Here is a 12,999-nt window from a genome sequence, read left to right as displayed (position 1 = left end):
TTCAGTGGTGGTCGTCGGGCTGCGGCGGGGCGACGGTGTCGAGGGCCTCGTGCACCACGGAGGTGGGCGTGTGGCCGGCGAGCACGGCGTCGCGGGTCAGCACCGTGCGGTGCGCCAGCACCGGCTCGGCGAGCCGCTGGACGTCGCTGGGGACGACGTAGTTGCGGCCCTGGGCGGCGGCGTAGACCTGCACGCAGCGCACCAGCGCGCGCAGGCCGCGGGTGCTCGCGCCCAGCCGGACCCGGGGGTCGTGGCGGACGGCGACGCCGATCTCGCGGATGTAGCGCAGCAGCAGGTCGGCGACGTGCAGACCGGTCAGCCGCTGGGCCATCAGGGCCACCTCGTCGGGGGAGCTGACCACCGGGACGTCGGCGACGCGACCGGCCGTGCTACCGGGGCGCAGCACCTCGATCTCGTGCTCGGCGTCCGGGTAGCCCAGCGACGTGCGGATCAGGAACCGGTCGAGCTGCGCCTCGGGGAGCCGGTAGGTCCCGTCGAGGTCGACCGGGTTCTGGGTGGCGATGACCAGGAACGGCTCGGGCACCAGGTGGGCCTCGCCGTCGACGGTGACGGTCCGCTCCTCCATCACCTCCAGCAGCGCCGACTGGGTCTTGGCCGAGGCCCGGTTGATCTCGTCGGCCAGCACCACGTGGGCGAAGACCGGACCGGGGCGGAACCGGATCTGGCCGTCCCGCGGGTCGAAGACGGTGGTGCCGGTGACGTCGCTCGGCAGCAGATCGGGGGTGAACTGCACCCGTCGTACCTGACCGCCGAGGGCCTGGGCCACCGCGCGCGCCAGCGTGGTCTTGCCGGTGCCGGGCACGTCCTCGAGCAGCACGTGCCCGCCGGCGAAGGCGGCGTCGAGGACCAGGTCGACCGTGGCCCGCTTGCCGTGCACGGCGGACTCGACGGCGTCCCCGAGGCGCTGGTGAAGCTGCCGGAACTCGGCGATGTCGGCCTCGGTGGGGGTCAGGGGGCCGGCCAGTGCGGTCACGGTGCTCCTCAGGGGTCCTCGGGGGAAGGGTTCAGCTGTTGGGGACGGGCTGGCGGAACTCCCAGGCGTACGTCGCGCTGGTCACCGAGCCCTGCGAGCTGCTGGCCGTGAAGACGATCGAGTGCTTGCGCACCGGGCTCTCGTTCTTCTTCACCCACCCGTGGGAGACCGGGAGGACCAGCTGCTTGGCGTCGCAGGGGATGGTGCCCTTGGTCTCGCCGTTCGCGTTGCCTCGGTGTACCCACGTGCAGGTGCCCTGGAAACCGGACCAGTCCGGCGGCGGCGCGAGGGTCAGCGTGCTTCGGCCCCTGCCGTCGTAGCCGAGGCCGTTCCACGAGGTGTTCTGGGCGGTCGCGACCCTCTTGCCGGCGGCGGGCAGCGGGGGTGCCGTGGGTCCGTCGTAGGCCAGGGTGCCGGTGGTGGCGGGGCCGGTGCCCTTGGCGTTGACGGGCGTGATGGTCACCCGCACCGGCCCGGGGTCGCAGTAGGTCGCGGCGCAGGTCGCCGTGTAGCTCGCCGAGGTGGACGTGCTCGGCGGGAGGGTGAAGGTGCCGTTGACCGTGTCGGTGACCTGGATGTCGTAGCGCACGATCGGCGAGCCGTTGTCGGGCGCGGCCTCCCAGCTGAACTGCACGAGCGCGGTGGTGTCGACCTCGTTGCCGGTGGCGGTGCCGGTGATGCCGGTGACTTCGCCGGGGCGTCCGGTGGTCACGACCTCGGGGGAGGGGGTGGACGACACCGGCGGCTGGCCGGAGGCCAGGGCGGTGACGACGAACCGGTGCGGGCCGGGCTCGACGTCGACGGTGGTCTGGCGGTAGCCGCCGGTCACGGTCGACTCGATGGCACCGCCGACCTCCTCGACCTGGAAGCTGGAGGCGGGTGTCCCTCGGTGGGTCCAGGTGACCCGGACGGTGCCGTCGGGCAGCTCGGTCGCGACCACGGTGCTCGGGGCCTGCATCGGCTCGGGCGTGGCCGGCTGCTGGCCGCCCTCGTCCTCCCCGCCCTCGTCCTCACCGTGGTTGTTGCCGTTGCCGTTCCCGTTCCCGTGGCCTCCGTTGCCGCCGTTGCCGTTCCCGTGGCCTCCGTTGCTGCTGGGGCCGCCGGAGGGACCCTCGGACTCGCCGCCGCCGACGCAGGCGATGCCCAGGATGCAGGCGTCGCTGCCGTCGTCGACCTCGTCCTCGTCGGAGTTCTCCTGCTCGCCCTCCTCCTGGTCCGACGGCTCGGTCGTCGTCGGCTCGGGCGGGGGCGGGGCGGTCTCCTGCTGGACGGCCTGGGGGGCGACCTCCGGGGCCGGCGGGGCGATCTCGCTGAGGCCTCCCGCGGCCACGGTCGGCAGGTCCTCGTCGTAGCGGACGATCGTCTCGACCTTGCCCCCGGAGTGGACGACGGCGCCGTGGGCGTCGCCCGGGACGTTGATGAGCAGCTGGCCGTCGTCGAGGACCAGGTCGGGGACGGCGTCCTCCGCGACGGCGATGTCGCCGCCCGCGCGAGCGCCGTCGGGGGTGAGCCGGACGACCTTGCCGTCGCCGGGGCACGGGACGTAGACCACGCCCTCGAAGACCTCGGGCGTCGCGGGCTTGCGGCACCCGATGTCGGTGACGCCCACCTCGACGACCCGCTGGTCGCCGACGATGGCGACGGTGCCGGTCTGGGGGGAGGACACCGGCACCAGCTCGGCCGGGGCGAAGGCGGGAGCGGTCAGGTCGCCGGAGAGCTGGGCGGCGTCGGCGACCACGTCGTGGCCGGTCCCGACCTGGACGACGATCCCGGCGTCGGCGCCGAAGACGGTGACGCCGCGGTCGTGCGCGACCAGCACCGAGCGCGCTCCGGCGTAGTCGATGCGACGCTCGTCCTCGACCACGAAGGTGCCGCCGTCGGTCTCGGGCGACCAGCGCAGCTCGCTCAGCAGGCCCTCGGAGTCGAGCGCCCAGATCCGGCCGTCGCGGTCGACCACCGCGTCGGCGATGCCGGCGGGCGCGTTCCACATCTCGCCGATCGCGTCGGTGGAGACCTCGTCCACGGCGGCGAGCGTGCCGCGGTCGCGGTCGACCAGGAACATGTCGCCGTCGTGGTGGAGCACCTCGCTGCCGCTGCCCGGGGCCACGCGGCGCTGGCCGGAGGCCAGGATGTTGGCGAGGTCCCACGAGGTGAGCTCGCCGGTGCTGCGGTTGGTGACGACCATCCGGCCGTCCCACTGCTCGATGCTGAGCTCGTCGCCCTTCTCGCCGACCTTCACCCGGACCTCGGGGCGGCCGGTGGCGGGGTTGACCTGGATGACCTCACCGGTGGGATCGTCCGCGAACCACGTCAGCCCGTCGGCGATGTCGACCGAGGTGCGGGTCAGGCCGTTGCCGAAGAGGACGCCCGCGATCAGCGAGGCGGTCACGACGACCACCGAGACCTCGGCGGCGCCTCGGCCGGTGCGCAGCCGGGAGGACTCCCGGCGCCGCGGCACCCGCGCGCGCCATCGACCTGCTGTGTCCCGAGCCCAGCTCATGACGCCTCCCGAGCGTGCGTGGTGTCCTCGATCGTCGACGTGACCAGCTGCGCCACCCAGGACGAGCCCGACTCGCACCACAGGCCCCGGCCGGGGCCGGTCAGTGGCTCGGTCGTCTTGCTGGGCACGGTCACGCCGAGGACATCGCCATCGTTCCACTCGGGTCCGACGATGAAACCCCGTCGCCCGGCGCGTGCGGCGCTGACGATGCCCTCCGGTCCGCCCCGCTGCTTGGCGACCGTGACGTCGGCGGTGACGACGGCACCGAGCCGACGTCCGCGGTCGCCCATCGCCCGTACGACGACCTCGCGCGCGGCGCGGGTCTCCTCGTCGGTGCGGGCGTCCCAGAGGTGCGCGTCGTCGATCAGCAGCAGGGCCCAGTCCTCGGTCGCCGGGTCCTCGGCGTCGCGGGCCGACCAGGCCTCGACCTCCCGGGCGGCGGCGACCAGGTCGTCGCCGCGGATCACCCGCGGGGGCCGCTCGGACCGACGGACCAGCGCCTCGACACCGGCCAGCGCCGTCGTACGCCCCGAGCGGGAGCGGCCGGCCAGCAGCACCGGGGCGCCGAGCAGGTCGACCTCGACCACGGCGACGGCGTCCGCGTCGACGGCGAGGGCGACCCGGCTGCCGGCGGGGGCGGGCAGCTGGTCCTGGTCGAGGCGCGCCGGCATGTTGGGCACGGCAGCGGTGCCGCGGCCGGCCACCCGGGGCGCGAGCAGGTCGCTGATGGCGCGCACCCGCTCGGCCTGGACCGGGGTGCCGGCGCCGCCGGTCGTGGCGACCTGGACGCTGCTGCGGTTGAGCATGCCGGCTCCCGGCAGGCTGTCGGCGTCGAGGACGTTGGCCGGGGCGCCGAGCATCAGGTAGTCGTCGGTGGTGGTCATCCGCAGGATGATCCGGCGGCCGAAGGTGGCGCCGATCGAGGTCGGGACGCCGGTGCGGCCGGGCGCCGTGGCGACCACGTGGATGCCGACGCGACGGCCGTTCTGGAGCACGTTGGAGACGTGGTCGAGGTGCTCGCGGGCGACGCCGCCCGAGGACTCCAGGCTGTCGACCAGTGCCGGGAGGTTGTCGATGACGACATAGACCCGTGGCAGGACGGTGCCCATCCGGGCCAGGTCGTCGAGGTCGGAGCAGCCTCGGGCGGCCAGCGCCGACGTGCGGTCGGCGACCGTACGACGCAGCAGGCGCAGCAGGCGCAGCACCCGACCCTGCTGGCTCTCCGGGACGATCGCCGCGACCGTCGGCAACCCGGCGATGGCCGCGAGCCCGCCACCCGCGAAGTCGAGCCCGTAGACGTACGGCGCGACGCCCTGGGCGCCGTACGCGTCGCCGAGGGAGGCCGAGAGGACCGTCGTGCGCAGCAGCTCGGTCTTGCCGGAGCCGGAGGCGCCGTAGACGAGCACGTGGCCGACGGAGGCGAAGTCGAGCATCAGCTCCGGCTGGGTCTGGCTGGCCGGCTCGTCGACCCGGCCCAGCACGACCCGCCCGGTGGAGCGGCTGGCGGCGGCGGCCATCACCGCGTCCGGCTCGAGCAGCAGCTCGCCGGGCAGCGGCGGGAGCCACGGACGCTTCGGCGGGGCGGCCTCGGTGCGGGCGAAGGCGGTGCGGATGGTGGTGACGCAGCGCTCGAGGTCGGTGCGCGGGTCGAGGCGGAGGTCCTCGCCCGGGCCGTGGTCGAGGGCACCGGCGGCGCTGAACGCCTGGACCCGGACCGGGGACTCCGCCCCGTCGACGGCCTGCCGGGCGCCGGTCCACGCGGACTGCACCAGGTCGGCGGTGCCGTGGCCGGTACGACGGATCCACGCGCGCCCCGGCGTACGACGGGAGATCCGGGCCGCCTCGGGGGAGTCGATGACGTCGCGCGAGTCGTCGACCGAAGAGACGCGCAGCGCGATCCGCAGGTCGGTGTTGGCCCGGATCGGCCCGGTCACGACGCCGGCCGGCCGCTGGGTGGCCAGCAGGACGTGCATGCCGAGCGAGCGGCCGCGCTGGGCCAGGTTGACCATGCCGTCGACGAAGTCGGGCACCTCGCTGGTCAGCGCCGCGAACTCGTCGACGCAGATCAGCAGCGCCGGCGGGGCCGCCTCGGGGTGCTCGCGCTCGAGCTGGACCAGGTCCTTGACGCCGTACTCGCCGAGCAGGTGCTCGCGGGCGGTGATCTCGGCGCCCAGCGAGGTCAGGGCCCGCGAGACCAGGGCGGGCGTGAGGTCGGTGATGTAGCCGACGGTGTGCGGCAGGTCGGCGCACTCGCGGAAGGCCGCACCGCCCTTGTAGTCGACGAGCAGGAAGTTGATCCGCGACGGCGGGTTGTTGAGCGCCAGCGAGCAGATCAGCGACTGCAGCAGCTCGCTCTTGCCGGAGCCGGTGGTGCCGGCGACCAGGCCGTGCGGGCCGTCCTCGCGCAGGTCGATGGTGACCACACCGTCGACGCCGGCGCCGATCTGGGCGCGCAGTCCCGACGACTGCGACCAGCGGCGCAGCACGGCCACGATGTCGTCGAGGTCGGAGAAGTCGCTGCTGACCTCGGGCAGCCGGACGACCGAGGGGATCGCCGTGCTGGCGGGCAGGACCGCGGCCTCGTCGACGTACCCCGTCATCGAGCGGGCGCTGCGCCAGGCGTGGTCGAGGGTCACGGCGTCGGGCACGTCGAGGACGCTGATCCCGCCGCGGTCGCGGACCCCGACCTCGCCGGTCGCCAGGTCGATCCGCAGACCGGTGGCGGCCGGGACCTCCTCGGGGGTGGAGCCCAGCCAGACCAGGTGCAGGTTGCGGGCGGTGGCGGCGGCCGCCGCCGACTCGAGGGTACGGCGGGGGATGCCCGCGCCCTCGTCGACGATGCAGAGGGTGTGGCCGCGGTCCGCGTCCTCCGCGACCAGGTGGTCGAGCAGGGCGGTCGCGGCCTTCGCGCCGATGGCCACCGGCGGCTGACCGCCCAGCCGGGTGGTGGCGTGCGGCAGCCAGCGCAGCCAGGCCTCGTGGTGGCTGCGGCCGCGGCCGAAGCAGCCGGCGACGGTGAGGTCGGAGGGGGAGTGGTCGAAGGCGAGGCGCAGCACCATGGAGCGGGCCAGCGCGTCGACCCGGTCGGGGTCGCCGGTGAGGGCGACGACCGTGTGCTGGGCGATCTCGGCCAGCACGGGCATGTCGGGGAGGGTGTCGCGCTCGGCGAGCTCGCCCGCCACGCCGCGGCGGGCCGTCCGGTCGCCGCCGTCCTTGATCGAGCCGCGGAGCATCGCCGGGACGGTGCCGATGCCGAGCCGGGTGGCCAGGAAGGCCTGGCGGTCCTCGGCGCGCGCCCACAGGTACTTGTCGCGGGACGCCGCGCGGGCCCGGACCGTCTCGGGATCGGGGTAGTCGTCGTGGAACTGACGCCGCTGGCGGACGGCCTGCGCGTCGAGCAGGGTGAGCATCTCGTCGACGTCGGTGCGCCAGTCGGCGAGGTCCTCCTGGAACTGCTTCTCGGCCTGGCGCTTCTGCTGGCGCCAGCCGACGAAGCCGAGGATCGGCCAGGCCAGCATGTAGATCACGCTGTAGGCGCTCTGGGAGCGCATGAAGATCGCGATGCCCATCACCATCGGCAGCATCAGCATCGCCCACGGGAGGGGCGACGGCCGGTTCTTCGTCGGCGGCGACGGGAAGTCGAGCACGTCGGTGACCAGCGGCTCGCCGAAGCGGGGCGGCCGGTAGACCGAGACGGCCGGGTCGTCGCCGGGGACCTCGCCCGGCTCGACGACCAGGGTGCTGCGGCCCAGCCGGATCGGCGTGCCCCAGTCGATCTCGCGGGCGGTGGTGATCGCCTCGCCGGCGACGGTGGTGCCGTTGGCCGAGCCCTCGTCGTACACCGTGGGGCGGGTGCCGAGGACGATCCGGGCGTGCTGCTGGGAGACCAGGGGGTCGGTGAGCGTCAGCGTGCAGGTCGACGCCCGGCCCAGGGTCAGCGAGGACGAGCGCACGTGCAGGCGCTGGCCGCGGTCGGGGCCGTCGGTGACGCGGAGGACGGCACGCGGCCGGGAGGCGTTGCCGGCGCGGGTGAGCCACGAGGGCGGGGCGCTGACGACGTCGACCAGGTCGCCGGTGCGCAGTCCGCACTCGGCGAGCGGCCGGTCGGCGGGCCAGGGGTGGCCGCCGTCGAGGGGGACCAGGTGCAGGCTCGCCTGATCGGGGGCCACATGGCGGCCGAAGGCCCGGGCGAGGTCGGCGACCGTCGCGCCCGGCCGGGCCTGGACGTGCACGTCGACCGACGGGAGGCCCGACTCGGGAGCCGGCCTGAGGGACAGGATCCAGCTCTGCATGTCGGGCCTCCGTCGGTCGTTCTGGCGTGCAGGCGTCTTACCAGGGGTGGATCAGTTGGAAACCTGCTCCTGCTCCTGCGCCTGGTTGTTGATCAGGGTCGAGAACTCCTGGAGGGAGTTGGTCACCTGGGCGAGCATCGTGCGGTAGTCGGACTGCCAGGACTGCCGGGTGCGCTCGGCGTCGGGGCCGATCCACTCGAAGCCCTCGATCACCTGCGTGAGGCGACCGGTCAGCTGCTCGAGCTCGGAGGCGCCCTGCGTGATCTGCTGCGCGGACTGACGACCTGCCTCGACGTCCATACCCTTCATGGCCATGGTTCTGCTTCCCTTCGTCGGTTACTGCGGTGGGGTGTTGCGGTGTGGGGTGGGTGAACGGTGGGTGGTGCTGAGGGGGCTCAGCGGGTGGCTCAGCGCCCGGCGCCCATGCGGTCGCGGACGTGGGCCGTGGCCTCGGCGGCCGTGATGCGGCCGTCGTGGTTGACGTCGAGCTCGCGGTTCGGCCCGAACGCCTTCTCGCCCTGACTGAACAGCACGTCGCCGGACTCGTGCGGGCTGCCGGCCAGGATCGTCGTGTAGACCGACTCCAGTTCGTTCAGCCGGCCGCGGTACGGCTCGAAGTACTTCTCGACGTACTGCAGCTGCTCGGTCGGGCTCATCTGGGCGAGCTGGCCGGTGGTGGTGCCGAGGCCCTTGGCGGTGCTGTCCATGAACTGGATCAGGCCGGTCGCCGAGCTGCGGGGGTTCTGCACGTCGGACGCGAAGCTGCCCCCGGTCTCGAAGCTCATCGCCGCCATCAGGTGCTCGGGCTGGGCGCCGACCCGCTGGGCCACGCCCTCGACCTCGCGCAGGAACTCCGGGGTGACGTTGGGGTTGCCCTGCACGCCGGTGATCTGGGTGTAGTCGTAGCCGTTCGGGCTGCTGTAGCCCTGCCCCGGCGTGATCTGGAGCGGGTTCTCGGCCCGGTAGGCGTCGTAGGCGGCCTGGGTGTTGGGGCCCCAGGTGCCGTCGGCGCCCTTCGTGTCGTAGCCCGCGCCGGTCAGCCGCTCCTGCAGCTCGCGGACGCCCTCGCCCTTGCTGCCGCGGGCGTTCTGCCCGGCCAGCTGGTCGATGCGGGGGTCGCCGCCGCCGCTGCCGCGGTTGGCCAGTGCCGCCCCGCCGAGCCCGAGGGCCGCGGCGCCACCGGCGATGCCCGCGGCCGCGCCGTACGACGGACCGCCGTCGGAGCCGCCCGCGGCCGTGGTCTCACCGGTTCCACCTGTCAGCCCGCCGGCGCCGAGGGTCTCGGAGCCCGGGGTGCCCGTGCCGCCGAAGTCGCCGGTGGTGGAGGGGCTGCTGTGGGCCGTGGTGGTGCCGGCGTCGCCGCCGGCGCCGTCGATGGATCCGCTGCCGAGGGCGCCGCCGGCCGAGCCGCCGCCGGTCCCGCCGCCGGTCCCGCCGCCCGAGCCACCGCCCGAGCCGCCGTCGATGCTGCCGGCGCCGGTCGAGGTCTCGCGGGGCAGCGTCATCTCGCTGATCTCGCGCCCGGAGGTGCCGTCGATGCCGCCGGTCGCGCCCACCGTGGAGGGTGCCGCCGCCGGGCTGGTCACCGAGTCGGCGTTGCCGGTGCCCTGCTCGCCCGACTCGCCGTTGATGACGTCGACGATGTCCTCGACCATCTGCACACCGGCCATCGCGTCACCGATCAGCGAGCCGCTGAACGGGGTGACCGCGCTGCTCGCGCCGCCGACCTGCGAGGTGTACGTCGGCAGCGCGCCGAAGTCGACGCTCTCGCCCTGGCTGGCCTGGTCCTGCGCGTCGGCGTTGGCGCCGAGGACCTGGGCGAACAGGCCGAGCGCGGCGGAGATCTTCTCCAGCCACGGCACGACCACCGTCTCCAGGTACTGGGCGTACGCAGCGCTGGCGCCGCCGCTGAAGAACGACGCGGCCCGGAGGATGGCGATCAGTGCGCGGAGGTACTGGATCACCTGGTCGGTGACGTCCTTGCCCTCCTGGCACTTCTGGCCAGCCTCGCGGAGTTCATCGGTGTCTGCTCCCAGGAACGACATCGGCACCTCCTCATGTCTGGGGCCACCTCCCGATCGGTGGCGATGGCGATGACGCTAGGCAGCCACGCATCCCGTGGTCGAGAGCCGCGTGTGCGGAAACTTCCGTCCTCCTCGGGCGACCGGACAACGGTTTCCGCACATGACGAGGGGCCGCCGGACGATGTCCGACGGCCCCTCGTTCGGGCTATGCGTGGAGCTCCGGGTCAGGAGCTGGCGGCGTCCTGCCGGTCGGCGTGCCAGACCAGCGTGCGGCCCTGCTCCTCGAGGGTCTGAGAGGCGTTGTTCGCCTGGGGGGCGAAGCTGCCGCTCCAGTCGCTCTCGAAGGTCTCCCGGTCGGAGCCGGTCCACTTCAGGCCCTGGATCATCGCGCTGATGCTGGAGACCATGCCGGCGACCTGCCCGGCCTGGGACCCCATGTTCTGCCCGACCTCGCGGCCCTGGTCGGTGTCCATGCCCTGCATGCTGTTGCTCATCGTTGCTCCTCCTCGCGCTGTGGCTACCGGGACGTCCGTGGTCGCGAACGTAGGCGGCTCGGGGCGCCCGGAGCCAGGGTCAGGACGGCGGAACGTTCCTCGCGGACGCGGCCCGCTCCACCGTCTCCAGGTCGTCCACCGTGACCAGCCGGACCTCCGCCGTACGGCGGCCCACCGCGAAGCGGACGTTCTGGGCCCGCCCGCTGCCCGCGCGGAACGGGTCGTCCTTCGGGCCGAACGCGAGCGAGGAGATGGAGCGGATCGCGTCGTCGACCCGCTGGGCGCGCTCGAGGTTCCAGGCGTAGCCGTGCCAGTGCAGGACCCGCTCGTAGATCTCGCGGTTGGACGGCGGCCTCGGGTAGTCGTCGGTCCCGGAGAGCCAGGGCTCGGACAGCGCGAGGGCGACGTACCACTCGCGCGAGAGGCGGGGCAGGTGCGGCGCGGGCACCGTGCGGTCCTCCTCCAGGTCGGTCCCGCGCGGGGGCGTGCGCGGGGCCGGGGCGGGGGCGGACGGGGTGACCTCGACGATGATGGAGAGGTCGTCGTACTGGGTGGGGGCGACCTGGCGCCCGCGCATCACGACCAGCTGGTTCTCGCCCTCGTCGAGCAGCAGCGACATGCCCTCGGCGAGGGTGACGCGGCGGGCGCCGCCCGGGGCGTCGAAGAGGCTGGAGACCTGGGTCTCGCCCGAGCCGTGCCAGCGCAGCCGGGCGATCTCGTCGCCGACCACGAGCTCGCCGAGCAGCCGCGAGACGTGGGGCGCACAGCGGGGGAGCGCGATGGCGGTGGTGCGCAGGGCGTCCTCGTAGTCGTCCTCGGGCAGGGCGTCGTGGGGGGATCGTCCGAAGAGGAGGGTCTCGCCCGAGCCGAGCGTGACGGTGGGGAGGCCCGAGCCTCGCAGCGTCACTCGAAGCATGCTGCGCATCCAACCACAGCCGCATGGCGTCCAGATGTCAGTGTACAAGCGTTCACTCGACTCCTATGCTCGACGGATGACCACCGCCAGCACCGGACCGCGGCTTCTGGACGCCCTGTCCCTGCTCTCCGAGGCCGCCGACGAGCTCGTGGTGCGCAGCGTGCGGGACACCCACCTCGCCTGGGCCGACCGGTTCGGCGGCCACCCCGGCCAGGGCGTGGCGTCCGCGGTGTACGCCGGCGTCGGCGCCGGGCTCCGGGTCGCGTCGCGCGGGCTCGACAAGGCGGCCGCCGCCGGCCTCGGACCCGGGCTGGAGGACGGGCCGCGTGGCCGGTTCGTCAGCTCCGCGGTCAACGGGCTCATCGGCGACCGGCTGGTCCGCGAGCGACCGCGCCTGGCGATCGAGATGGCGGTGCGCCACGAGGGGCGGGACGTCGCGCCCGAGCGGGACGCCCTGGCCGCGACGTTCCCCGCGGCCACCGGGCGCGTCGTGGTCTTCCTGCACGGCCTCTGCGAGACCGAGGCCTACTGGCGCAGGGGGCGCGAGAAGCTCGGCACGACGTACGGCGAGATGCTGGCCGGCGAGGGCTGGACGCCGGTCTTCCTGCGCGCCAACACCGGACTGCCGCTGCGCGAGAACGGCGTCGCGCTGGCCGCGCTCCTGCGGGATCTGGTGGCGCAGTGGCCCGAGGAGGTCACCCGGATCGCGCTGGTCGGCCACTCGATGGGCGGGCTGATCCTGCGGGCGGCGGGCGCGGTGGTGACCGAGCCCGCCGTCGACGAGGGCGGTCCGCAGGGACCCTGGACCGAGCTGGTGTCGGACGTGGTGACGCTCGGCACCCCGCACCTCGGGGCGCCGATCGCGCAGGGGATCGGGCACGGCTCGCGCGGGCTCGGCCGGCTGCCGGAGACGGCGGCGTTCGGCCGGATCCTGGACTGGCGCTCGGTCGGCGTGCACGACCTGGTGGCCGGCCTGGCCGAGGACGTCCCGCCGCTGCCGCACGCGTCGTACCGGCTGGTGGCGGCGACGCTGACCGCGTCGCCGCGGCACCCGGTCGGCCACGTGGTGGGCGACCTGCTGGTGCGGGTGCCCTCGGCGTACGGCCGGGACCGCTGGGGCGCGCGCCTCTTTCCGGGGGCGACGGTGCTGCACGTGGGTCGCACCGACCACTTCGGGCTGCTGAACCACCCGCGGGTCCACGGTGCTCTGCGAGAGTGGCTCGGGTGACTGCTGCTGCCGACCGCGAGCTGTGGGCCGAGGTGCACGTCGACGCCCCGCCCGCGCGAGTGTGGGAGGTGCTCGTCGACCTGCGCCGGATGTCCGACTGGAGCCCGGAGCTGGTGCGGATGATGCCGCTCCTGCCGGGCGGGCTGCGGCTCGGGCAGCAGTACCTCGGCATCAACCGGCGCGGAGCGGTCGTGTGGCCGACGCGCAACGTCGTCGTCGGCCTCGACCCGGGTCGCGTGCTCGCCTGGGAGACCCGGTCGAGCGGCGCCCGCTGGATCTGGGAGCTGGCGCCCACGGGCTCAGGGACGACGGTCGTGCACCGCCGCCCGGTGCCGCGCCGGCTCACCCGGCTGAGCGCGGTGTTCGCGACCGCCTTCCTGGGCGGCTCGACCGGCCACGCCGACGAGCTGGAGGCCGGGATGCTGCAGACCGCCGAACGGCTGCGGGACGCCGTACCGGCGGCGGGGGACTGAGGGAAATCCGCTGTTGGCGAACAGCCGTGGATTGTCCGTGGAAGTGTCGGACCTTCGGGCTAGGGTCGCAGCGTGACC

At 74.1% G+C, this 12,999-nt stretch carries 9 protein-coding genes; 2 read left to right on the top strand and 7 right to left on the bottom strand.

Annotated features, from left to right (window positions below):
* Nucleotide 1: 1 nt before the first annotated feature.
* The 7 genes from V7S47_RS04900 to V7S47_RS04870 all read right to left on the bottom strand — a co-directional run bounded on the left by V7S47_RS04900 (nucleotide 2) and on the right by V7S47_RS04870 (nucleotide 11,220).
* Nucleotides 2–994: an AAA family ATPase gene (locus V7S47_RS04900; protein WP_244509309.1), complete on the bottom strand. Its 993-nt coding sequence runs from the start codon at nucleotides 992–994 to the stop codon at nucleotides 2–4.
* Nucleotides 995–1,025: 31 nt separating this feature from the next.
* A complete protein-coding gene (locus V7S47_RS04895; protein ID WP_336560518.1) occupies nucleotides 1,026–3,494 on the bottom strand; it encodes a fibronectin type III domain-containing protein in 2,469 nt (822 codons plus the stop codon).
* Nucleotides 3,491–7,786 (bottom strand): FtsK/SpoIIIE domain-containing protein, encoded by a 4,296-nt coding sequence (locus V7S47_RS04890; RefSeq protein ID WP_336560517.1) that lies wholly within the window; start codon nucleotides 7,784–7,786, stop codon nucleotides 3,491–3,493. Before V7S47_RS04890 ends, V7S47_RS04895 begins: the two co-directional genes overlap by 4 nt.
* Before the next feature lie 51 nt (nucleotides 7,787–7,837).
* Nucleotides 7,838–8,101, bottom strand: coding sequence for a hypothetical protein (locus tag V7S47_RS04885; protein ID WP_336560516.1), 264 nt, complete (start codon nucleotides 8,099–8,101; stop codon nucleotides 7,838–7,840).
* Nucleotides 8,102–8,193: 92 nt separating this feature from the next.
* Nucleotides 8,194–9,831: a peptidoglycan-binding domain-containing protein gene (locus V7S47_RS04880; protein WP_336560515.1), complete on the bottom strand. Its 1,638-nt coding sequence runs from the start codon at nucleotides 9,829–9,831 to the stop codon at nucleotides 8,194–8,196.
* 203 nt (nucleotides 9,832–10,034) lie between these two features.
* A complete protein-coding gene (locus tag V7S47_RS04875) occupies nucleotides 10,035–10,304 on the bottom strand; it encodes a hypothetical protein (RefSeq protein WP_090853319.1) in 270 nt (89 codons plus the stop codon).
* Nucleotides 10,305–10,383: 79 nt separating this feature from the next.
* On the bottom strand, nucleotides 10,384–11,220 hold the full coding sequence (locus V7S47_RS04870) for a hypothetical protein (protein WP_170866975.1): 837 nt from the start codon (nucleotides 11,218–11,220) through the stop codon (nucleotides 10,384–10,386).
* A 76-nt stretch (nucleotides 11,221–11,296) separates the two neighbouring features.
* Between V7S47_RS04870 and V7S47_RS04865 the strand changes: the two genes are divergently transcribed.
* Nucleotides 11,297–12,448 (top strand): lipase family alpha/beta hydrolase, encoded by a 1,152-nt coding sequence (locus V7S47_RS04865; RefSeq protein WP_336560514.1) that lies wholly within the window; start codon nucleotides 11,297–11,299, stop codon nucleotides 12,446–12,448.
* Nucleotides 12,445–12,921 (top strand): SRPBCC family protein, encoded by a 477-nt coding sequence (locus V7S47_RS04860; RefSeq protein WP_336560513.1) that lies wholly within the window; start codon nucleotides 12,445–12,447, stop codon nucleotides 12,919–12,921. The genes V7S47_RS04865 and V7S47_RS04860 overlap by 4 nt, the downstream gene beginning before the upstream one ends.
* The last annotated feature ends 78 nt before the right edge of the window (nucleotides 12,922–12,999 follow it).

It is taken from the genome of Nocardioides sp. CCNWLW216 (genome assembly GCF_037120545.1).
Classification (GTDB): domain Bacteria; phylum Actinomycetota; class Actinomycetes; order Propionibacteriales; family Nocardioidaceae; genus Nocardioides; species Nocardioides lianchengensis.
Note: the sequence above shows the minus strand (reverse complement) of the source record. Positions and strands in the feature narration are given on the sequence as shown.